This window comes from Roseibium sp. MMSF_3247 (assembly GCF_030733765.1).
Lineage (GTDB): Bacteria > Pseudomonadota > Alphaproteobacteria > Rhizobiales > Stappiaceae > Roseibium.
Genome location: NZ_JASHII010000001.1, coordinates 210,646 through 230,912 on the forward strand (window position 1 = coordinate 210,646; position 20,267 = coordinate 230,912).

19 protein-coding genes and 1 other RNA gene are annotated in these 20,267 nt (G+C 56.6%); 14 read left to right on the forward strand and 6 right to left on the reverse strand.

Features of this window, described 5'->3' with window-relative positions:
* The first annotated feature begins 94 nt into the window (after positions 1-94).
* The 6 genes from RBB44_RS00865 to RBB44_RS00890 all read left to right on the forward strand — a co-directional run bounded on the left by RBB44_RS00865 (position 95) and on the right by RBB44_RS00890 (position 8,658).
* Complete coding sequence (locus RBB44_RS00865; protein ID WP_306148026.1) at positions 95-1,975, forward strand: extracellular solute-binding protein; 1,881 nt, start codon at positions 95-97, stop codon at positions 1,973-1,975.
* A complete protein-coding gene (locus RBB44_RS00870; protein WP_306148027.1) occupies positions 1,972-3,864 on the forward strand; it encodes an extracellular solute-binding protein in 1,893 nt (630 codons plus the stop codon). The genes RBB44_RS00865 and RBB44_RS00870 overlap by 4 nt, the downstream gene beginning before the upstream one ends.
* A 64-nt stretch (positions 3,865-3,928) precedes the next feature.
* Positions 3,929-5,050 carry a microcin C ABC transporter permease YejB gene (locus tag RBB44_RS00875; RefSeq protein ID WP_209172103.1) on the forward strand — a complete coding sequence of 374 codons (1,122 nt, stop codon included), beginning with the start codon at positions 3,929-3,931 and terminating at the stop codon, positions 5,048-5,050.
* Between the two features lie 94 nt (positions 5,051-5,144).
* Positions 5,145-6,239, forward strand: coding sequence for an ABC transporter permease (locus tag RBB44_RS00880; RefSeq protein ID WP_286183065.1), 1,095 nt, complete (start codon positions 5,145-5,147; stop codon positions 6,237-6,239).
* Between the two features lie 10 nt (positions 6,240-6,249).
* Complete coding sequence (locus RBB44_RS00885; protein WP_306148028.1) at positions 6,250-7,881, forward strand: ABC transporter ATP-binding protein; 1,632 nt, start codon at positions 6,250-6,252, stop codon at positions 7,879-7,881.
* A gap of 27 nt (positions 7,882-7,908) precedes the next feature.
* Positions 7,909-8,658 carry a VOC family protein gene (locus RBB44_RS00890; RefSeq protein ID WP_306148029.1) on the forward strand — a complete coding sequence of 250 codons (750 nt, stop codon included), beginning with the start codon at positions 7,909-7,911 and terminating at the stop codon, positions 8,656-8,658.
* Between the two features lie 29 nt (positions 8,659-8,687).
* Here the strand turns inward: RBB44_RS00890 and RBB44_RS00895 are convergent, their stop codons facing one another.
* The 5 genes from RBB44_RS00895 to RBB44_RS00915 all read right to left on the reverse strand — a co-directional run bounded on the left by RBB44_RS00895 (position 8,688) and on the right by RBB44_RS00915 (position 12,663).
* Positions 8,688-9,314 (reverse strand): hypothetical protein, encoded by a 627-nt coding sequence (locus RBB44_RS00895; protein WP_306148030.1) that lies wholly within the window; start codon positions 9,312-9,314, stop codon positions 8,688-8,690.
* Positions 9,315-9,393: 79 nt separating this feature from the next.
* On the reverse strand, positions 9,394-10,608 hold the full coding sequence (locus RBB44_RS00900; RefSeq protein WP_306148031.1) for a lytic transglycosylase domain-containing protein: 1,215 nt from the start codon (positions 10,606-10,608) through the stop codon (positions 9,394-9,396).
* 64 nt (positions 10,609-10,672) lie between these two features.
* Positions 10,673-11,251 carry a histidine phosphatase family protein gene (locus RBB44_RS00905; protein WP_055672357.1) on the reverse strand — a complete coding sequence of 193 codons (579 nt, stop codon included), beginning with the start codon at positions 11,249-11,251 and terminating at the stop codon, positions 10,673-10,675.
* Positions 11,248-12,195, reverse strand: a complete 948-nt coding sequence (gene nudC / locus RBB44_RS00910) for an NAD(+) diphosphatase (protein ID WP_306148032.1) — start codon at positions 12,193-12,195, stop codon at positions 11,248-11,250. Before nudC ends, RBB44_RS00905 begins: the two co-directional genes overlap by 4 nt.
* A 42-nt stretch (positions 12,196-12,237) precedes the next feature.
* Positions 12,238-12,663, reverse strand: a complete 426-nt coding sequence (locus RBB44_RS00915; protein WP_306148033.1) for an HIT domain-containing protein — start codon at positions 12,661-12,663, stop codon at positions 12,238-12,240.
* 288 nt (positions 12,664-12,951) lie between these two features.
* Here RBB44_RS00915 and ffs point away from each other — a divergent pair.
* The 4 genes from ffs to recR all read left to right on the forward strand — a co-directional run bounded on the left by ffs (position 12,952) and on the right by recR (position 16,378).
* Positions 12,952-13,049: signal recognition particle sRNA small type (gene ffs, locus RBB44_RS00920), an RNA gene on the forward strand.
* Between the two features lie 151 nt (positions 13,050-13,200).
* On the forward strand, positions 13,201-15,138 hold the full coding sequence (locus RBB44_RS00925; RefSeq protein WP_306148034.1) for a DNA polymerase III subunit gamma/tau: 1,938 nt from the start codon (positions 13,201-13,203) through the stop codon (positions 15,136-15,138).
* A gap of 117 nt (positions 15,139-15,255) precedes the next feature.
* Positions 15,256-15,576, forward strand: a complete 321-nt coding sequence (locus tag RBB44_RS00930; protein ID WP_133949239.1) for a YbaB/EbfC family nucleoid-associated protein — start codon at positions 15,256-15,258, stop codon at positions 15,574-15,576.
* A 193-nt stretch (positions 15,577-15,769) separates the two neighbouring features.
* A complete protein-coding gene (gene recR / locus RBB44_RS00935) occupies positions 15,770-16,378 on the forward strand; it encodes a recombination mediator RecR (RefSeq protein ID WP_306148338.1) in 609 nt (202 codons plus the stop codon).
* Positions 16,379-16,396: 18 nt separating this feature from the next.
* Here recR and RBB44_RS00940 read toward each other — a convergent pair whose 3' ends face one another.
* Positions 16,397-17,143, reverse strand: a complete 747-nt coding sequence (locus RBB44_RS00940) for a class I SAM-dependent methyltransferase (RefSeq protein ID WP_306148035.1) — start codon at positions 17,141-17,143, stop codon at positions 16,397-16,399.
* A gap of 155 nt (positions 17,144-17,298) precedes the next feature.
* On the opposite strand from RBB44_RS00940, the gene RBB44_RS00945 reads away from it, so the two are divergent.
* From RBB44_RS00945 to sdhC, 4 genes are all read left to right on the forward strand, one after another.
* A complete protein-coding gene (locus RBB44_RS00945; RefSeq protein WP_306148036.1) occupies positions 17,299-17,862 on the forward strand; it encodes a GNAT family N-acetyltransferase in 564 nt (187 codons plus the stop codon).
* Between the two features lie 79 nt (positions 17,863-17,941).
* A complete protein-coding gene (locus tag RBB44_RS00950; protein WP_306148037.1) occupies positions 17,942-18,610 on the forward strand; it encodes a sulfate transporter family protein in 669 nt (222 codons plus the stop codon).
* A 28-nt stretch (positions 18,611-18,638) separates the two neighbouring features.
* Positions 18,639-19,556, forward strand: a complete 918-nt coding sequence (locus tag RBB44_RS00955) for a glutaminase (protein WP_306148038.1) — start codon at positions 18,639-18,641, stop codon at positions 19,554-19,556.
* A 304-nt stretch (positions 19,557-19,860) separates the two neighbouring features.
* On the forward strand, positions 19,861-20,259 hold the full coding sequence (gene sdhC / locus RBB44_RS00960) for a succinate dehydrogenase, cytochrome b556 subunit (RefSeq protein WP_209178869.1): 399 nt from the start codon (positions 19,861-19,863) through the stop codon (positions 20,257-20,259).
* The last annotated feature ends 8 nt before the right edge of the window (positions 20,260-20,267 follow it).

Below are 20,267 nucleotides of genomic sequence, written 5' to 3' on the forward strand. Positions count from 1 at the left end.
CATGTCACGCTTAATGGGTGGTTTTTTGGCCCCCGCTCCCTAAACTGCTTCCATACCGCGAACTGCGGCCCGGACAACAGCAACGGAGCAAGTGATGCGAGCCGCTTGGCGTGCAAACGAAAAACCAGCGGTGACGGCAATACTGACAGGAGTTTTGTTGCTGGTCGCTGCAATCGCCAATCCCGCAATGGCGCAAGATCCTCAGTGGAAACATGCTGCGGCTTTGAATGGCACGCCGAAATATGGCCCTGACGCCGAACACTTTGACTATGTAAACCCGGATGCGCCGAAAGGCGGCACAGTGCGCCTCGCAGCCCGCGGCGGGTTCGACACCTTCAATTTCCTGCCGCCCAAAGGCCAGCCTGCGCCCGGAATCCTGAACATTTACGAAAGCCTGATGGAACCGTCTCTCGATGAAGACGACATCAGCGCGCAGTACGGTGTTCTGGCAGATGGTGTCAGATACCCGGACGACTATTCTTGGGTCGAATACCGAATGAACCCGAACGCCAAATGGCATGACGGGCAGCCGGTGACGGCCGAAGATGTCATCTGGTCGTTTGAGAAATCAATCGAACTCAATCCGCAACGGAAGTTTTACTACAAGAACGTCACCAATGCCGAAATCGTTGACGGCAATATCGTTCGGTTCACGTTCGACACATCCGGCAACCGGGAACTTCCCAAGATCATGGGACAGCTCACAATTCTGCCAAAGCATTGGTGGGAAGGATCCAATGACAAGGGTGAGCCTCGGGATCTCTCCAAGAGTTCGCTGGAGCCGCCCCTGGGATCCGGTCAATACCGGATCAAGGATTTTTCGGCCAACCGGCAAGTGATCTACGAACGGGTCGACGATTATTGGGGCGGCGATTTGGCGATCCGGGCCGGAACAGGAAACTTTGACGAGATCCGGTACGTCATCTTTCTGGACGATGCGGTTCAGTTCGAAGGCTTCAAAGGCGATCAATACGATTTCCATACCGAACGCAGCTCAAGCCAATGGGCAAAGCGGTATGACTTTCCGGCTCTTCGCGACGGGCGGGTCGTGCGCGAGATCTTTCCCGACCGATCCACCGGTGTGATGCAGGGATACTTTCTGAACCTCAGAAGAGACAAGTTCAAGAACCCGGACGTGCGCCGGGCGCTGAACTATGCCTATGATTTTGAAACCACCAACGAAATCATCTCTGCCAATCTTCTGAAACGCGTGAATTCCTATTTTTCAGGCACGGAACTGGCCTCGTCAGGTCTGCCGACCGGAAAGGAACTGGAAATTCTTGAAGAGGTTCGCGATCAGGTGCCGCCGGAAGTCTTTACCGAAGAGTTCAAGAACCCGGTCGGCGGTTCCCCGCAAAATGTCCGGGCCAATTTGCGTGAGGCCGTCAAGCTTCTGCGCGGTGCCGGTTACAAACTCGAAGGGCGCCAGATGGTCGACGAGGCAACCGGTGAGCAGCTCACGATCGAGTTCCTTTACCGCGATAAGGCCAGTGAGCGTTCTCTGCTTCCCTACGCAAAAAATCTGGAGAGCATCGGCATCAACGCTGTCTTGCGGCTTGTGGATACGTCCCAGTTCATCAATCGGGTTCGGGCACGCGACTTCGATGCGACGACCTTGGCGATCGGGCAGTCTTTGTCACCGGGGAACGAGCAACGGGAGTATTGGGGGTCTGTTTCTGCCGACAATGCGAGCTCGGCCAACTACGGCGGCATCAAAAACCCAGCCATCGATCACCTGATCGACAAGGTGATCTTCGCAGAAGACCGTGAGACTCTTGTTGCTGCGACCCACGCCCTGGACCGTGTCCTGTTATGGAACCACTACGTGGTGCCGCAGTTCTACGTCGATGAGACCCGAACAGCGCGTTGGGACCGGTTCTCTCACCCTGAAAACATGCCGGAATACAGCACCGGGTTCCCGGAGATCTGGTGGTATGACGAAGAAAAGGCAGCAAAAACCGGAGCAGTACAATGACGAACCGTCAGGGGCCGGACCGACGGCAGGTCTTGAAGCTCTCCGCAGCAACAGCACTTGCGGCTGCATCCGGACCGCTTTTCTCACGGGCAGCATATTCAGCCGGTGAGAGCACAGGCCCACGTCATGGCCTTTCAGTGTTTGGAGACCTGAAATATGGGCCGGACTTCACGCACTTTGACTACGTAAACCCGGATGCGCCTAAGGGCGGGACCTTCAGTTTTCAAGCGCCTTACTGGTCCTTCAATCAGAATGTTCTGACTTACAACACCTTCAATTCTTTCATTTTGAAAGGGGATGCGCCGCCGCGGATGGAGCTGTGTTTCGACACTCTCATGGTCAGGGCCTATGATGAACCGGATGCGGTTTATGGGCTCGTTGCAGAAAGTGTTGAGGTCTCCGAAGACGGCAATCGCTTCATCTTCAATTTGCGGCCCGAAGCAAAGTTTCATGATGGCTCAAAGCTGACAGCCGAAGACGTTGCCTTCTCCATGCTGCTGCTCAAAGAGCACGGCCATCCGAACATCAGTCAGCCGATGCGGGTTCTGACCGATGCGGAAGTTCTCGAAGAACATCGCGTCGCTCTGCAGTTTGATGGGACACAGTCCCGCAATTATCCGCTCGGTGTCGCCGCCGGTTACCCGATCTTTTCAAAACGCTACTACACGGCCTACGACTTTGAGCAGAGTACGCTGACCCCGCCGCTGTCGTCGGGCCCTTATAAGGTTGGCAAACACGCTGTCGGACGTTTCGTCGAATACCACAAGGTCGATGACTATTGGGCCAATGACCTTCCCGTGTTGCGTGGACAGAAAAACTTCCAGGTCGTGCGAGTGGAGTTCTTCCGAGAGCGGCAGGTTGCTTTTGAGGCCTTCAAAAAAGGAACCGTCCGCTACCGCGAGGAATTTTCGTCAAAGAACTGGGCGACCGAATACAATTTCCCGGCGGTTGAAGATGGCAGGGTGGTGACAAAGGTTTTTCCGGACGGCCGTCCCTCAGGCGCGCAAGGCTGGTTTCTCAACACGCGCCGCGAGAAGTTCAAGGACCCGCGTGTGCGCGAAGCCCTCGGCTACGCATTTGACTTTGAATGGTCCAACAAGAACCTTTTTTACGATCTTTATCAAAGAACGCAGTCGTACTTCGAAAACTCGGAGATGAAGGCCGAAGGCGTGCCCCAGGGCGCGGAGCTGGCTTTGTTGGAGCCTTACCGGGATCAGCTGCCGGAAGCTGTCTTCGGGGAACCCGTGACGCCGCCGGTCAGCGATGGGTCGGGCTTTGACCGTGGACTGCTGCGCCGGGCCAATGAGCTTTTGCGGGAGGCAGGATACACGCGCGATGGATCAAACCTTGTCGGACCAGACGGCAAACCGTTCACTATTGAATTTTTGAACAACACCACGTCGTTTGAACGGATCGTCAATCCATTCATCAAGAACCTGAAGCGGCTTGGGGTTGACGCAACTTTCCGGGTCGTGGACGGAGCCCAGTATCAGGCCCGCTTGAACGAGTTCGACTTCGACATAGCCAGCCGCCGGTTTGCCTTCAGTGCCACACTGTCTGATCCGATCCGGGAGTACTGGACCACTCGCTCAGCCAGTGTGCCGGGAAGCAGCAATCTTGCCGGCATTTCCGATCCCGTGATTGATGCCTTGACCGACAAAGTCCTGGCGGCGCAGTCCAAGGAGGAAATGGTCACCGCAGCCCGAGCGATCGACCGTGTCTTGCGTGCCGGTTACTATTGGATCCCGCAATGGTACAAGAACACCCATTCGGTGGCCATCTGGGACATGTTCGGTTTTCCACCGGAACCGCCAAAGTATTTCTTCCCCGTCGAAGATCTTTGGTGGATAGATCCGGAAAAAGCCAAAATCATTGAAGATGCCGGTTAGAAAATAACAGACACTCTCTATGCTCGGTTTTCGAGCTGAGACGCAAAGGGATAAAAAGACCCCTATGGGCGCTTATATTCTCCGCCGTTTGTTGCTCATGATCCCGACCCTTGTCGGGATCATGGCAATCAATTTTTTCATCATCCAGTTTGCACCCGGTGGACCGGTTGAGCGCGTCATTGCGCAGATCTCCGGCACGGATGTCGATGCGACATCGCGCATCAGCGGTGGCGGCAGCGATATGGGAAACATCGGCAATGAATCGTCCGGCGCAAGCGCGGGCGGTGGTGACAGTGTTACGTCCAAATATCGCGGCGCTCAGGGGCTGGATCCGGAATTCATCAAGGAGCTGGAAGCGCAATTCGGGTTCGACAAGCCGCCGCTGGAACGGTTCTTGAACATGCTCTGGAATTATGCGCGGTTTGATTTCGGTGAGAGTTACTTCCGAGACATTCGCATCCTCGACCTGATCGCCGAAAAACTGCCCGTGTCGATCTCGCTCGGTCTGTGGATGACGCTGATTTCCTATGCGGTCTCGATCCCGCTTGGCATCCGCAAGGCGGTAAGCGATGGCTCGCGCTTTGATGTTTGGACCTCCGGGGTGATTGTTGTCGCCTATGCAATTCCCGGGTTCTTGTTTGCTGTCCTCTTGATCGTTCTCTTCGCCGGCGGGTCCTTCTGGGACATCTTCCCGCTGAGGGGATTGGTGTCCGACAATTGGGAGAGCCTGTCCTGGCCGGAACGGATCCTTGATTATTTCTGGCACCTGGCCTTGCCACTGACAGCGATGGTTCTGTCGGCTTTTGCGACAACGACGCTGCTCACCAAAAATTCCTTCCTGGATGAGATCCGCAAGCAATATGTGATTACCGCGCGCGCAAAAGGGTTGACGGAAAGCCAGGTTCTTTACGGCCATGTGTTCCGGAACGCGATGCTGATCGTTGTGGCCGGTTTCCCGGGCGCTTTCATCTCGTCCTTCTTTGCCGGTTCGCTGTTGATCGAGACGATCTTCTCGCTGGATGGTCTCGGGCTGCTCGGTTTTGAATCCATCATCAATCGCGATTACGCGGTGGTCTTTGCAACGCTGTACATTTTCTCGCTGATGGGACTTCTGGTGAACCTCATCTCTGACCTCACCTACACCTGGATCGATCCGCGGATCGATTTTGAAAGCCGGGAGGTGTGAGGCAATGGACAGTCGCCTGAACAAGGATCTCGAAAACGCCGGCTACGATGTGTTGAACCCGCTGGCGGAGGAAACGGCACCACCGCCCAAAAAGATGCGACTGTCGCCGATCAACCAGCGGCGCCTCGCCAACTTCAAGGCCAATCGCCGGGGATACTGGTCGCTCTGGATTTTTCTGGTGCTTTTCGTGCTCGCCATGGGCGCCGAGTTCTTGACCAACGACCGGCCGATCCTCGTCTCATACAACGGCGAGATACTGGCCCCGGTCTTTGTCGATTACCCGGAAGAAAAGTTTGGCGGCTTTCTGGCAATCACCGACTATCGGGATCCGTTCATCCAGGAAGAGATCGAGGCCAACGGCTGGATGCTCTGGCCACCGGTGCGGTACTCCTACCGGACCGTGAACCATGAAATACCAGTGCCCGCGCCGGCCCCGCCGTCGTGGATGCTGGATAAGGAAGAGCGCTGTCAGCGCTACCCGATGGGTGCGGACGATCCGAACTGCGTCGTGGGCAACTGGAACTGGCTCGGCACAGACGATCAGGGCCGCGATGTTCTGGCGCGTCTGGTCTACGGCTTCCGCATCTCGGTCTTGTTTGGTCTGGCCCTGACACTGGCATCCTCGGTGATTGGCATCGCGGCTGGAGCCGTGCAAGGCTATTATGGTGGCTGGGTGGACCTGATCTTCCAGCGCTTCATTGAGATTTGGACAGCCATCCCGACGTTGTATCTCATTCTGATTGTGTCCTCGGTTCTCATTCCCGGATTCTGGACGCTTTTCACAATCCTGCTCGCCTTCTCTTGGGTGGCGCTGGTGGGCGTCGTGCGCGCCGAGTTTCTGCGGGGCCGGAACTTTGAATACATATCGGCGGCACGCGCGCTGGGCGTGTCCAACGGTGTGATTATGTGGCGGCACCTGTTGCCGAACGCGATGGTGGCAACTCTGACCTTCATGCCCTTCATCCTGAATGGATCCATCTCGACGTTGACGGCGCTGGACTTCCTCGGCTTTGGTCTGCCGCCTGGGTCCGCATCGCTTGGCGAACTGCTCGCACAGGGCAAGAACAACCTTCAGGCGCCGTGGCTGGGCATCACCGGGTTCTTGGTGATCTCGTTGATGCTGAGTTTGTTGATTTTCATTGGCGAAGCCGTGCGCGATGCGTTCGATCCGCGAAAGAGCCTGGCATAGAGAGGCAGAGATGACCAAAGACACGCTCGTCTCCATTCAGGATCTTTCTGTCGCCTTCACGCAAGGCGGCAGGGAAACACTTGCAGTTGACCGGATTTCCTTTGACATCAACAAGGGGGAAACCGTTGCGCTGGTTGGCGAAAGTGGGTCCGGAAAATCGGTCTCGGCTTTGTCGGTCTTGAAACTTCTGCCGTACCCAGCTGCCACTCACCCGACCGGCAAAATTGTCAAGGATGGCGTTGACCTCCTGCAGGCAAATGCCAACGAGATGCGCAAGGTGCGCGGCAACGAGATCTCGATGATCTTTCAGGAGCCGATGACCTCGCTCAACCCCTTGCATACGGTCGAGCGTCAGATCTCTGAGATTCTGAAAGTGCACCGGGGCATGAGCGACACCCAGTCCCGCGCGCGGGTTCTGGAGCTTATGAATCAGGTCGGCATCCGGGATCCGGAATCCCGCCTTGGGTCTTATCCGCACCAGCTTTCCGGCGGGCAGCGGCAGCGTGTCATGATTGCGATGGCGCTTGCGAACGAACCGGACCTTTTGATCGCTGACGAACCGACAACCGCGCTCGACGTGACGGTGCAAGCGCAAATCCTAGAACTTTTGAAGGATCTGCAGCGCCAGCAGGGCATGGCCATGCTGTTCATCACCCATGACCTCGGCATCGTGCGCAAGTTTGCGGACAGAGTCTGCGTCATGACCGGCGGTAAGATCGTTGAGCAGGGCCCGGTCGCCGAAATTTTCGACAATCCGCAACACGACTACACCAAGCATCTGCTGGCGGCAGAGCCGAAGGGCAACCCACCGGAAACGGACAAGAGCAAGCCGATCGTCGTGCAGGCTGACGACCTGAAGGTCTGGTTCCCGATCAAGCGCGGGTTCTTGCGCCGGACTGTGGATCATGTGAAGGCCGTTGACGGCATTGATGTCGCCGTACGGGAGGGGCAGACGCTCGGGATCGTGGGCGAGAGTGGGTCAGGTAAGACCACACTTGGGCTTGCGATCTTGAGAATGATTTCCTCCACCGGCCGCATCGTCTTCAATGGTCAGAACATTCAGGAAAACTCCTGGAAAGAAATGCGGCCTTTGCGCCGCGACATGCAGATCGTGTTTCAGGACCCGTTTGGGGCGCTTTCCCCGCGTATGTCTGTCGCAGACATTGTTGGAGAGGGTCTTCAGGTGCACTTCCCGGGCATCTCTTCAGAAGAGCGGGACCGTAAAGTTGCTGGCGCGTTGGAAGAAGTTGGCCTAGACGCTTCCACGCGCCACCGCTATCCGCACGAGTTTTCAGGTGGTCAGCGCCAGCGCATCTCCATTGCCCGGGCAATGGTACTAGAGCCAAAGTTTGTCATGCTGGACGAACCGACGTCAGCACTGGATATGAGTGTTCAGGCGCAGGTGGTGGATCTATTGCGGGACCTGCAAAAGGCTCATGGATTGGCATACCTCTTCATATCTCATGACTTGAAAGTGGTGCGGGCCCTCGCCAACGAAGTTGTCGTCATGCGGCAGGGCAAGGTGGTGGAATCCGGCCCGGCTGAAAAGATCTTCGACGCGCCGGAAACCGATTACACAAAAGCCCTTATGGCAGCTGCGTTCCGGCTGGAGACGGCACCGGAAGGTGTCGTCAGTGTCTGATCTTTTGACACCGCGTTGGGCAGTGGGATGACCACGCGCATCGCCGCCATTGAATTGAACGTCGCTGATCCGGCGAGACTGGCAGATTTTTATTGCCGGACCTTGGGCATGATCCGATCTGAACGGGATGGCCATGTGGCTGTTGGTTATGGTGCCGATGGCGCTATTCTTCTGCTGAAACAATCAAACAGTTCAGATCTTTATCGGCAAGAACGCTCCGACCGCTATTGGAAAATCGGGGTGACAATGCCGGACCTTGACTGCGCACATGCCGTCTTGGCCGCACAAGGCGTTTCTGCATCTGCACCGCATCAATTCCGCGATGTCGCCTATCTAAGCCATCTTGAAGACCCGGAAGGTCATATAATCGAGTTGCTTCAGCACACTTTTGAGGGTGTTCCAAAGACAGATACCGTGGATCCGGAGCGTCCACTCGGCGGTGGGGCGGAGATTGGATTGGTCACGCTCAGATCCACCGACATTGAAGCAGATCTTGCGCAGTGTGAGGAAGAATTTGGCCTGCGTTACCTGGTGCGCGAACAACTGCCAGAACTCGGGTTCGATCTTTATTTCTTGGGAAAACGGAACGAGACAGCGCCAGACCCAAATCCGGATGCGCTGATTAACCGTCCGTGGATCTATCAGCGCCCTTATACCGTGCTAGAATTTCAGTACATCCGGAATGGCATTGATGTTCAGTGGCCAATGCCCACGCAAAAGGGATACACTTGTCTCAAAGTGGAGGGCCGGGGCTCTCCAGAACAAGGTTTTGTCTGACCAGACAGACAGATTTCGAAGAGCAGTGCTCAAACCGCGTCGGGGCAGCGCTCCAGACCGTCTTCACCACCTATTTCCGCCATCTGCTCTTCCAGATCGAAATTGCGGACGAGAGTTATAAATCCGCCCAATTCGGCAGCCTTTAAGAAGGTGCTGACACGAATTTCAGACGGCCTTTCATCGGTCAGAAGGCAGCCAGTCACACCGATGCTCAAATTGCCCTCAACCTTCTCCCGGTCAATTTTGGACATAGAGGCCATGTGCTTTTGAAAACTACGGAAGAACGGCACGTTTTCCTCCGGAATCTGATAGACTTCCAGGTGATAACCGGTCTGCAGTTCCTGCGATAATTCAGCCTTGTCCGCCTTGGATTCTGTTTCCTCAAAGGCAAGCTTTTCTTCCATCAAGACAGTGCCATCTGCCTTGCGTTTGATCGTCAGGGCCATGGTCGCCCCATCTTCGGGAATACGGATTGCATCCGGGTATTTAACCGCCAGCCGCAAGGCACCCGGGTCCGTTTCCAGCATGTCAAATTGGCTGAGCTTTGCAAGGGTTGCCAGAGGAACGTGGCCACACGCCGACATCAAACCACCAAGCATGAGGACCAGAACCAGCTTGGCAATTCCCGGTCGAGCGGGCGTTTTGTGAGCAAACATCAGTATCTCCCGAAAAATCGGGATGATGATTATCGCAAAACAATAAGAAATAAAATCAAAAAATTAATTCTAGTGCTAATTACCCTACCCAGCAGGTCGCAAAGAAACCATTCTTCTCCTGATCTTTACCGATAGAGCGGCGGGTCTTGAAACCGATGAGACCATCTGCACCGCCAACGTCATGACCATCACCTTCAAGGCGCAGTTGAAGATTGCGTACTGCACCTCGGGTGGTGTCCTTCATTGGTTTCCAATCGCCCACAAAGCTTTTGTTCGAGCCATACCGGTCTGCAAGGTGGCCGACAAACAGCGCGTAGGTGTCGCTCTCGTTGTATTCCTTTATGACGTAGAAGTTTTCGGTCGCAATGAAGGCGGGACCATAGCGGCCGGCCGGCAGCAAGATGTTGCCCGGCCGGTTGATCTCGTGACCCGGAAAGGGGCGTCCACTGACCCGAGTAACCCCTTCGGCGACGAACTTCGAGATCGTTTGCCGGTTGTCCGGCCCTTCGCGGGTGCAGGAGACCGTATTCGGCAAGCGGACCTCATAGCCCCAGTCCCGGCCGCTTACCCAGCCATGTTTGGCCAGGTAGTTTGCGATTGACGCCATTGTATCCACTTCCGACGTCCAGATGTTTCGCCGTCCATCGCCGTCAAAGTCGACGGCATATTTCAGATACGATGACGGCAAAAACTGGGGTTGTCCCATGGCGCCACCCCAGGAGCTGCGCAAGGTTTTTCTGGAAACGTCGCCGGTTTGCAGGATTTGCAAGGCAGCAATCAATTCGCCTTTGAAGAAATCAGCCCGCTGCCCCATGAAGGCCCGGGTTGCCAGAACACGAACGGCATCATGTGGGATCTTGGCACCGCCATAGCCAGATTCCCTGGCCCAGATCGCAAGAATGATCCGTTTCGGAACACCGTACCGCGCTTCTATCTTTTGCAGCGTTGACGCGTGTTTTTGCATAAGGCGGCGGCCGCCGGGCACGAGTGCATTGAACTGATTGTCGCGGAAATAGCGCGCAGGCGAGCGGAACTCAGCCTGGAAATTGACCTTAGGAGGAGCACCCTTGCCGCCCGGACCAACGAGGCCCGGCAGCGATATATCTGGTGTCAGTCCTCTCAGTTCCCTGTCCAAGGTTGCTTGTGAGACGCCCGCTTGTCTTGCCGCTGGGACTACGGCCGAAGCCAGGAACTGACGGAATTGCTGGTCGTACTGGCCGGCGATTGCCACACCTGATGGCAAGATTGAAAGGCTGAGGGCGAGCGTGGCAAGGCGCAGCGCTTTGGCAATCACGGCTTAGTCTCCATACATCGGGAGTACAGAGACTATCACGAAGACAAGCTTCAACCGACAGCTGTTAGAGTTCTGTCCAAGCCAAACTTGAGCCAGACTGCGATGTCAGCCAGTCCTTGTCGAACCGGTACCAGCTACCCCCACGCTTCTGATCATGTGCCCGTGAGATAGGTGCGCCCATTAGGTGGCACATCAACAGGGTTCCGACCGCGCCGTGTCCGGTGAAGAGAACAGGATCTTCTTCTTTCACTGAGCGCAGAACGGCTCGGATGCCGGTGACAATGCGCATTTGTGCGTCAATCGCCCGCTCCCAGCCGCGGATGGATTCGTCCGGGTTGGCAAAAAACTGATCTGCGGTCCGCTCAAATTCTTCCCGTGCCAGATATCCGGTCGCGGAGCGGTCATTTTCGTGGAGCGCCTTCAAGACCAGAGGCTTCAGCTCGAGGTGTCCTCCGACAATTTCGGCGGTTTCGACGGCCTTGACCTCGCCGCTGGAGACAATGCGCTGAAAGTCTTTGGCAAATGGCAGATCCGCGGCGAGGGCAGCGCGGTCGCGGCCAATTTCGGACAGCCGCCACTCCTGAATAGGGACATCCGGATCGATCTCGACTTCCGGATGGGTCAGATAAACACACCAAGTCATAAGGATGTCTCCTCTAGCCAGCCGGTAATGAGTTCATATGCGATGGAAATGGACGGCGGGATCATGTGCCCCTCCGGATGGGTGCCCTCAATCATTTGGCGGACCTCGTCGCGGCTGCACCACTTGCAGGCCTCGAGTTCGTCATCTTCGATGACGATGTCTGTCGACAGCGCATCACCGATGCAGCCGAGCATCAAATTGGCCGGAAAAGGCCAGGGTTGGTTGGAAATCAAACGGACTTCTCCGACCTCAATGCTGGACTCTTCCAGCGTTTCCCGCCGCACAGCCTGTTCGATCGTTTCTCCCGGCTCCATAAACCCCGCAAGTGTCGTGTAGATCCCTTCTGGCAATCGCGGCGGGCGCCCCAGCAGGGCCCGGTCTCCGTCTGTGATCAGCATAATGACGCAGGGATCCGTTCGCGGAAAATGATGCGCTCCGCACGCGGGGCAATCGCGGCGGTATCCACCTTCGCTCATGACCGTTTTTCCACCGCATTGCGAGCAATGCCGGTGCGTTCGATGCCAGTGGATCAGGGCGCGGGCTTGCGCCAATGCGCCGAGTTCTTCTGGCGGGAATGTCCGTTGGATGGCGAGCTGCCGTAGATCCTGCAGATGCAGGCTGGGCATCTCCGCCAACTCTTCATCCTGTTGGGCGAGTGTCGTTGCAAAAACGGCTCGGCCTGTTTCAGGCCGCAATCCCAAGAAGACCATTTCTTCGCGTGACGCGTTTAAGGTCAAAGCACCTTTGAGCGTGTGTCCGAACTGCGGAGGGGAACCAGCCGGAAAGACCAGCGTCCGCGGCGTCGACAAAACAATTTCAGTATCCGGTCTATCCAGGAGCCCGCTTAAGTAGGCGCGGTCGCCGCGACGCGTTGACTGGCGGTCGAGTGTGTTCCCGAGAAAACTCATTTCCATCGCTGGCAATTCGGCATCAGGCGCACGCATCAAGTAATCCTTGGATTTGGGAGAGTCTCGTAAGGGGCCGGGTCAGTCGAAATCGGTTTTCGCTGCAAAACTGTCCCGCAGGCGGTTTATCAAGTGTTCATCCGCAGCGGCTTCGTAAGGTTTGGGAGAAACTACCCCCCAAATCGGCCCGGGCCAAGCCGCGTCATCTCGGAAGCGGGCAATGACGTGAACGTGGAGTTGAGAGACCTGGTTACCGAGAGCGCCAACGTTCAGTTTCTCGCATTCAGTTGCCGAGCGCAAAACTCGGCTGGCCAGCGCAATTTCCCGCATCAGCTGAAGCTGGTCATCTTCTTCCAAATCGATGATCTCAACCAGATCCGGCTTGCGCGGCACCAACAGCAGCCACGGATAATTGGCGTCCTTCATCAGCCGAACAGTCGATAACGGCAAATCCAGAACCGGGATGCTGTCTCCTTCAAGACGCGGATTGAGATCGAAAAAGGTCATAAGGTCAAACCGATACAGATAAAGGCCATCGGGGCGTGAAGAGACTGAATTAGAATTTGTTATCTCACCATACGTCCAGTGCAGACGGGAAAGAAACCTCTTTTCACGCGGGAGCCATATGGCGCTACGAAAAACATAGCTGGCGATATTTCCGTCAAATGTCAATCTTGGATGGCGTCACAAGACAATGAGGCGGAGTGTCTGCGAACTGCTGGCACTTTTCCGGCAAAGAAAAAGCCGGATTTGCCTCTTGCCAACCACCCCATGAGTCCTGATATAAGACGCTCGGGAGGTTGGTGGTGGACGAGCCACTCGCCAACCGGGTCAGGTCCGGAAGGAAGCAGCCCTAACGAGCCTCGGCACGGGTCGCCGTGCCAGCCTCCCACCCTTCAGTGTAAGGATAAGCATAAGGCACCGCCGGAATTCCGCGGTGCTTTTTTGATTTTCGGGCCGCTCCCGGGATGTGCCTGTTGGCCTTTCCAGGAAAACCGATAAAACCCTGTCCACCTTTTGAAAAAAATCGGTATGGTGCGGCTCATGGATGACACTGGCTTTCCGCAAGAAGACACTGAAACCGGCCTTGGGCTGACCGGCGGGACAGGAACGGCGCCCGGCGCGGCCGAGGGCGGCGCTTACCGTGTGTTGGCGCGCAAATACCGCCCGAAAACCTTTGAAGATTTGGTGGGGCAGGAGCCCATGGTTCAAACGCTTGAAAATGCGTTTGATACCGGCCGGATCGCGCAAGCCTGGATGCTGACCGGTGTGCGCGGGGTTGGCAAAACCACGACCGCTCGCATTCTCGCCCGGGGTCTCAACTATGAGGTCCCTGGCGAAGCGGACAAGCCGACCGTGAAACTCACGCAGGAAGGCACGCACTGCAAGGCCATCATGGAAGGCCGCCATGTCGATGTCATCGAGATGGACGCTGCCTCTCACACCGGCATCAATGACATTCGCGAGATCATCGATGCTGCCCGCTACCGCCCGGCAACGGCGCGGTACAAGGTCTACATTATCGATGAGGTGCACATGCTCTCCAACGCGGCCTTCAACGGGTTGTTGAAGACGCTGGAAGAACCGCCGGAGCATGTGAAGTTCATTTTCGCGACGACAGAAATCCGGAAAGTCCCGATCACGGTCCTGTCCCGTTGTCAGCGCTTTGACCTGCGCCGGATCGACCAGTCCAAGCTGATTGGCTTGCTCCGCCGGATTTCCAATGCCGAGGGCATCCAGATCTCCGATGAGGCCCTGATGCTGATCGCCAGAGTTGGTGAGGGCTCGGCACGTGATTCGCTATCGCTGCTCGATCAGGCGATGGCCCATGGCTCAGGCGCTATCGAAGCTGACGATCTGCGCCAGATGCTCGGACTTGCGGACCGCGCGCGGGTGATTGATCTCTTCGGCCACCTTATGGCCGGCCGGATCGAGGACGCACTAGCCGAGCTGCAGGCACAATATGAAATTGGTGCGGATCCGGCGATCGTTCTGACAGATCTTGCCGATTTCACACACCTCGTGACACGTATGAAGGTCGCGCCGAAATCGGCTGACGAGGCCTCGGTGACGGAAGCTGAGCGCGCCCGTGGTCAGGAGTTTGCCGAAAAGATCTCCGTCCGGCTTTTGTCACGCGTTTGGCAGATCCTGCTCAAAGGCGTTCAAGAAGTTCAGGCCGCCTCAAAACCATTGGCCGCGGCCGATATGGTGCTGGTGCGTCTTGCCTATGCGGCGGACTTGCCAGATCCGGGCGAATTGATGGCGCAGATCCAGAATGGCCAAATGCCGGCATCCGGCGGGGCGCCGGCAGGTGCCTCTGGCGGCGGCACAGCTCCGTCCGGCGGTGGTGGACAGGCAATGGCTGTTGGCGCGCGGGCGATGCCACACGGCACCCCACAAGGTGGCCCGGTCATGCAGGCCTCTGGCCGGCCGCAGCTTTCCGCCATCCAGGGCGGCATGCCGCAATCAGCGCCTGCACAACAAAAAGCGCCGCAGAGTGCACCGGAGCCGGAGCCCGCTCAGCCGCAATCTGCTTACAATCTAAAAAATCTGCATGACTGCGTCGCCTTGGCTTCGGAAAAGCGCGACATCCCGATGAAAGTGGCGATCCAGCGGCAGATGCGGCTGGTGAAATTCGAGCCGGGCAAGATCGAGATCCAGCCGACCGACGATGCGCCTGCCGATATTGCTGGAGAGTTCGGCCGCAAACTGACCGAATGGACAGGCCAGCGCTGGTTTGTCGTTGTGTCGCGGACGCAAGGCCGTCCCACGATCCACGAAGAGCAGGAAGCCAACCAGCAGCAGCTTCTGTCAGATGCCAAGTCCCATCCGACTGTCGCGGCGCTTTTGGCCCAGTTTCCAGGCGCCAAGGTGATCGACGTGAAGGTGCAGGCTTCTGAAGAAGACGAAGCTGCCATGGCCGACCCTCTGGTCAACGATCCCTTGCTGAATGAAGCGCTGGGCAACGACGACGAAGACTAGGGGCAGTTGCTGTCTGGATTGCTCAAGCTTGCGCCTCGGCAATTGTTCTTCTAAACGCAGACCCCAAATAGTGTGAAACGGCGGGGACCGCCGGCCAGGTTTTCAAGGAGAGACCCGATGGACTTCCTCAAGATGATGAAGCAGGCCAAGGAAATGCAGGAGCAGATGGGCTCTTTGCAAGGACAGATCGAGGACATCGAAGCGGAAGGTTCCTCCGGAGCAGGCCTGGTCACCGTGCGCCTCAACGGCAAAGGCGAGCTCAAAAGCCTCACAATCGACCCGTCTCTGATGAAAGAAGGCGAGGGTGAGATCCTGGAGGACTTGATCATTGCCGCGCACACCGACGGCCGGGTGAAGATCGATCAGGCAATCCAGGAAAAGACCCAGGAAATGATGGGCGGCCTAGGCCTTCCGGCCGGCATGAAATTGCCGTTCTAAGGTTTTTGGGAATGGGCCTAGCGCCGCGCTCTTGCCTATTCCGTCATCCTCGGGCCTGACCCGAGGATCCATGCCGTTATCTCTCCGCGCACACCTGAATTGCGGATAAGTCACGGAATGGATTGCCGGATCAGGTCCGGCAATGACGACGGTGGGTGTCGCCTCGATTTCAATAACATCGGATCGGAAAAACATGGCGCAGAAGCAGGTTGCGGGACCGGAAATCGAGCGGTTGATCCAGTTGCTGGCCAAGCTGCCGGGGCTTGGGCCGCGCTCGGCGCGCCGTGCAGCATTGCACCTCATCAAGAAAAAGGACCAGCTTCTGGTCCCGCTGTCTGAGGCGATGGGCGTTGCGGTCCGCGACATTGGCGTCTGTTCGGTGTGCGGTACGGTAGACACGTCCGACCCTTGCACGATCTGTTCGGATGACAAGCGGGACCCGAGCGTTCTGGTCGTTGTCGAAGACGTGTCCGATCTCTGGGCGCTGGAGCGTGCAGGTGCCGTCAATGCCCGCTATCATGTGCTCGGCGGAACACTATCCCCGCTGGATGGCGTTGGCCCGGATGATCTGAACCTTGCCTCCCTGATCGACCGCTGTGGCGCGCCGGAAATTCAGGAAGTCATTCTGGCAATCAGCGCGACCGTCGAAGGCCAGACAACAGCCCATTACATCATGGACCAGCTTGGCCATTCGGATGTTCATGTCACCAAGCTGGCCCACGGCGTACCCGTTGGCGGTGAGCTTGATTATTTGGATGAGGGCACGTTGGCGCAGGCTCTGAAAGCCCGAACGCGGTTTTGAGATAAACGGTACATAAGGCTACTGCTCAAATCGAAAATACCGGCAATAGCCGCCATTCGGGATCGCGAACAATTCCTCCGCAGATGAAAAACCTGCTGCGCGCCCGGCAGTGAGCCAGCCGTGTGCGGTCTCCGGAAAATCACAAGTCTCGATATGGGTCATCAGGCGTTCAAACTGTTCCTCAGTGAGTGGCGGCGACCAGTCTTTCCGGAATTGCTGTCTGTTTTGCCGGTTGAAGATTTCGAGGGATATGCCCTCCGGCAAGACAGGTTCGAAGGAGAAGAACACGCCGTTGGAGCTCAGCGCAGAATGGATGGCTGAGAAAACTTGCGTCTTTTCTTCAATGCTCTGGAAATGATGCAAGCACAGCCCGCACCAGATCACGTCATATGTGCCCGGGTTTTCACAGAGCGTAGTAAGTATATCAATTTGCTCCAGTCGTGCGTCAAAGGGCGCGTCATTCATGTTCTTCCTGGCGATCTCAAGAGCTTGCGGTGACAAGTCAACGCCGAGATAGTCTTTGACGGCGGTTTTTCGAAGAGCACGGGACATGACATCCGCATCTCCGCAGGCAAGATCCAGAAACCGGATGGCGCCGGAAAACCGCGTCGTCATTTCTTGAACCAGGGTCTCTGAAACTTCCTGATGAAAGAGCAGATTATTGTCGACCAGCGTCCGGTAAATCTGCCAGTCGGTTTCGAAAATGGTTGCCGGATCCAGATCTGTCGCGACAGGTGTTGCAGTTGGATCGTGTGCGTTGATCATAGGTAAAATGCAATCTATGAGGGTTATATAAGAGAGTGCACCTTAGGATACATTTTATGGAGGAGGAACGAAAGCAACCTTGATCACCATATGTGACCTGAGGAATGATGACACGAACGCAAGTATCCCCGCTTGTTGCTCAAGGATTGTTACTCATGTTCCCGAACGCAGCGTTGCAAGCACCGGCGCCAATCATGACCCGCAGGCTGTGTCTGAGGGCGCCGAAGCTTGAGGACGCGTTCGACATCGATCCGATATACAACGATTTTGACGTCGCCCGCTGGATCAATGTCCCTCATCCGTGTCCGACCGGATTTGCCCTTGAGCGGTTTCAGCGGTTTCTGACCTTTCCGCCGCACGAACGCTGTTTCATCCTTGCGAAAAAATCAGACAAAAAACAAAAAGCCATTGGCCTCATTCTGGCGAACTGGGCGGATGGCGAAAAATCGCCGATCATCGGCTTCTTTCTGGCATCGAGATTTCACGGCAAGGGGTTCATGGGCGAAGCGCTGGATGCGGCCCTTAAGGAGCTGTTTCAGCTGACCGGCGCCGAAGAGATTCGAGCATCTTTTTATGACGGCAACATCGCCTCGGACGTTCTGCTGAAGAAGAAGGGGTTTACGCCGGTTGGAACCAGTATGGACTTCAATCGCGCTACCGGTAAGACAGAGCAGCAGACGGATCTCATTCTTCCCCGATCCGTTTTTGAGGCTAAGTGATCCTTTTCTGTGGCCACTTGCGCAGGGTCAGACCGGCACTTATGTCGTGGCAGTCGATCACAAACCCTTGAAGGCAAGAATGTTCCAGTCCGCCAGCCGTGCCATGTCCCAGGTGTTCGAGCGCCCGTTTCGCGCTGTCTTCTGGAAAATGCTTGGCTTTACGCTGGCCGTTCTCGTGGTCATTTGGATTGCGTTGCAAGGGTTGGTCGCGGGGTTCGTTGCGTTGCCCTATCCGTGGCTGGAAACGGCTCTGTCCGTTCTGACTGGCATCGGGGCTATTTTCGCGCTTGGGTTTCTGATTGCACCGATTTCTGCGCTGTTTGCCGGTCTGTTTCAGGACGAGATCGCGGATATCGTGGAGGCACGGGATTATCCCGGAGACCGGCCCGGCGAGGCTCTGCCGCTTTCCAAATCAATCCCTCAGACGATCAAGTTCACCGGTGTTGTGATCCTTGGCAACCTCTTCGCGCTCGTGTTGCTTTTGGTGCCGGGGATCAACCTCGTGGCGTTTTTCCTCGTGAACGGGTATCTGCTCGGTCGGGAATTCTTCGAGTTCGCGGCCATGCGCTTCATGCCACCGGCGGAGGCGCGGGCTTTCAGAAAAGCCCGCGGGGGCACGGTCTTTGTGGGTGGGTTGGTCATTGCCGGGCTGTTGGCTGTTCCGATCCTGAATCTGGTGACACCGATCTTTGCCACCCTGTTCATGATGCATCTTTACAAGCGGCTTGCATCCAAGGCCGCGATCTGACCTAGTCTGCCCTCAAAACGAGGGCAAAATGCAAGACCTGCTCAATACCATCGCGGACGCGGCGCTCAAGTCGGAAGACAAGGGGCGGGTCGCGACCTACATTCCCGAGCTTGCCAAGATCGATCCCAACCAATTCGGGATTTCGATTGCGTTAGCGAATGGAGATGTCTTTTCCGCCGGCGACGCGCATGTCCCGTTTTCCATCCAGTCGGTGTCCAAGGTTTTCGCCCTGGCCCTTGCTCTTGGCCGGGTAGGGGATCAGCTCTGGCACCGTGTCGGACGGGAGCCGTCAGGTCTCTCCTTCAACTCGATTCTGCTTTTGGAGAAAGAGGAGGGCATCCCACGCAATCCGTTTATCAATGCCGGTGCGCTGGTTGCGACCGATACCTATCTTGCCGGGTCGTCCCCGCGAGAGGCCCTCGGCGAGTTGGTGCGCTTCATCCGTGCAGCAACGGATGACGACAGCATTCATATCAATGAGAGTGTCGCAAGCTCAGAACTTGCCACCGGGCATCGAAACTTTTCGCTCGCGCATTATCTGGCGTCTTTCGGCAATCTTCGCGCATCGGTCGACAAGGTTTTGGGGACCTATTGCCACCAATGCGCTGTCGAAATGACATGTGCGCAGCTCGCGCTTGCCGGTCGGTTTCTTCTCGAAGGGCCGGATACGCCAAAGCTTGTGTCCAGCGAACGGCGGCGGCGCATCAACGCCTTGATGATGACCTGCGGTCACTATGACGGATCGGGTGACTTCGCGTTCCGTGTCGGACTTCCGGGCAAGAGCGGCGTCGGTGGCGGGATCCTGGTGATTGCTCCGGGGCGGGCGTCGATTGCGGTGTGGTCGCCGGGACTAAACAAATACGGCAACTCCAAGCTCGGGACTGAGGCGATGGAACGAATTGCGCACGAGACCGGATGGTCCGTATTCGGGATGCCGCAAGCCTAATCAAAAATACGCAAGTGACGCAAACGGAAAGCGCTCCTTGCAGTGAGTCGTTTCTTGCTCTGACTGAAAAAATACTGCGCTGTCTACGTCTCAAACGGTGCCAATGCGCGGCAAACCGGCGCAATATCTGATTTTCTGACAGTCACCTAACCCATTTAACCGATTCACAGGTCGTTTTTCGCGATATAGACCTATAGGATATTTTGACGTACGGCGGCGTTGGCGCTAGAACCCCTCTAGACAACGCCTTGAAATGCTTACGTTTGCGTAAACGTAAGAATGCGTCGCACGGGAGAGGAAATCCATGTCGAACGCCGATTTGCGGGGCAATCGCCCGCTGTCGCCCCATCTTCAGATTTATAAACCCATTCTGACGATGGTTATGTCGATCTTGCACCGCATCACCGGAGCGGCGCTGTATTTCGGCACCATTCTTCTGGCCTGGTGGCTGATCGCTGCTGCTGCCGGCCCGGCCTATTTTGATTTCGTCAACGCGATCTACGGTTCGATTTTCGGCCGGCTGGTTCTGTTCGGCTTCACCTGGGCGCTGGTCCATCACATGCTGGGTGGCATCCGCCACTTCATCTGGGACATGGGTGCCGGGTTTGAAAAAGATGCCCGCGAGTGGCTCGCCAAGGCGACGATCATCGGTTCTGTTTCCCTGACGCTGATCCTTTGGATCATCGGCTACGCAGTTCGCTAAGGAGACCG

Bases quoted from the DNA above. Each gene is read 5' to 3' on its own strand.
- RBB44_RS00905 (WP_055672357.1), bottom strand. From the start codon at position 11,251: ATGACTTGGTGTGTTTATCTGACCCATCCGGAAGTCGAGATCGATCCG.
- nudC (WP_306148032.1), bottom strand. From the start codon at position 12,195: ATGCGTGCGCCTGATGCCGAATTGCCAGCGATGGAAATGAGTTTTCTC.
- RBB44_RS00875 (WP_209172103.1), top strand. From the start codon at position 3,929: ATGGGCGCTTATATTCTCCGCCGTTTGTTGCTCATGATCCCGACCCTT.
- RBB44_RS00940 (WP_306148035.1), bottom strand. From the start codon at position 17,143: ATGATCAACGCACACGATCCAACTGCAACACCTGTCGCGACAGATCTG.
- RBB44_RS00930 (WP_133949239.1), top strand. From the start codon at position 15,256: ATGGACTTCCTCAAGATGATGAAGCAGGCCAAGGAAATGCAGGAGCAG.
- recR (WP_306148338.1), top strand. From the start codon at position 15,770: ATGGCGCAGAAGCAGGTTGCGGGACCGGAAATCGAGCGGTTGATCCAG.
- RBB44_RS00915 (WP_306148033.1), bottom strand. From the start codon at position 12,663: ATGACCTTTTTCGATCTCAATCCGCGTCTTGAAGGAGACAGCATCCCG.
- RBB44_RS00880 (WP_286183065.1), top strand. From the start codon at position 5,145: ATGCGACTGTCGCCGATCAACCAGCGGCGCCTCGCCAACTTCAAGGCC.
- RBB44_RS00925 (WP_306148034.1), top strand. From the start codon at position 13,201: ATGGATGACACTGGCTTTCCGCAAGAAGACACTGAAACCGGCCTTGGG.
- RBB44_RS00865 (WP_306148026.1), top strand. From the start codon at position 95: ATGCGAGCCGCTTGGCGTGCAAACGAAAAACCAGCGGTGACGGCAATA.
- RBB44_RS00890 (WP_306148029.1), top strand. From the start codon at position 7,909: ATGACCACGCGCATCGCCGCCATTGAATTGAACGTCGCTGATCCGGCG.
- RBB44_RS00950 (WP_306148037.1), top strand. From the start codon at position 17,942: ATGTTCCAGTCCGCCAGCCGTGCCATGTCCCAGGTGTTCGAGCGCCCG.
- RBB44_RS00895 (WP_306148030.1), bottom strand. From the start codon at position 9,314: ATGTTTGCTCACAAAACGCCCGCTCGACCGGGAATTGCCAAGCTGGTT.
- sdhC (WP_209178869.1), top strand. From the start codon at position 19,861: ATGTCGAACGCCGATTTGCGGGGCAATCGCCCGCTGTCGCCCCATCTT.
- RBB44_RS00870 (WP_306148027.1), top strand. From the start codon at position 1,972: ATGACGAACCGTCAGGGGCCGGACCGACGGCAGGTCTTGAAGCTCTCC.
- RBB44_RS00885 (WP_306148028.1), top strand. From the start codon at position 6,250: ATGACCAAAGACACGCTCGTCTCCATTCAGGATCTTTCTGTCGCCTTC.
- RBB44_RS00955 (WP_306148038.1), top strand. From the start codon at position 18,639: ATGCAAGACCTGCTCAATACCATCGCGGACGCGGCGCTCAAGTCGGAA.
- RBB44_RS00945 (WP_306148036.1), top strand. From the start codon at position 17,299: ATGTTCCCGAACGCAGCGTTGCAAGCACCGGCGCCAATCATGACCCGC.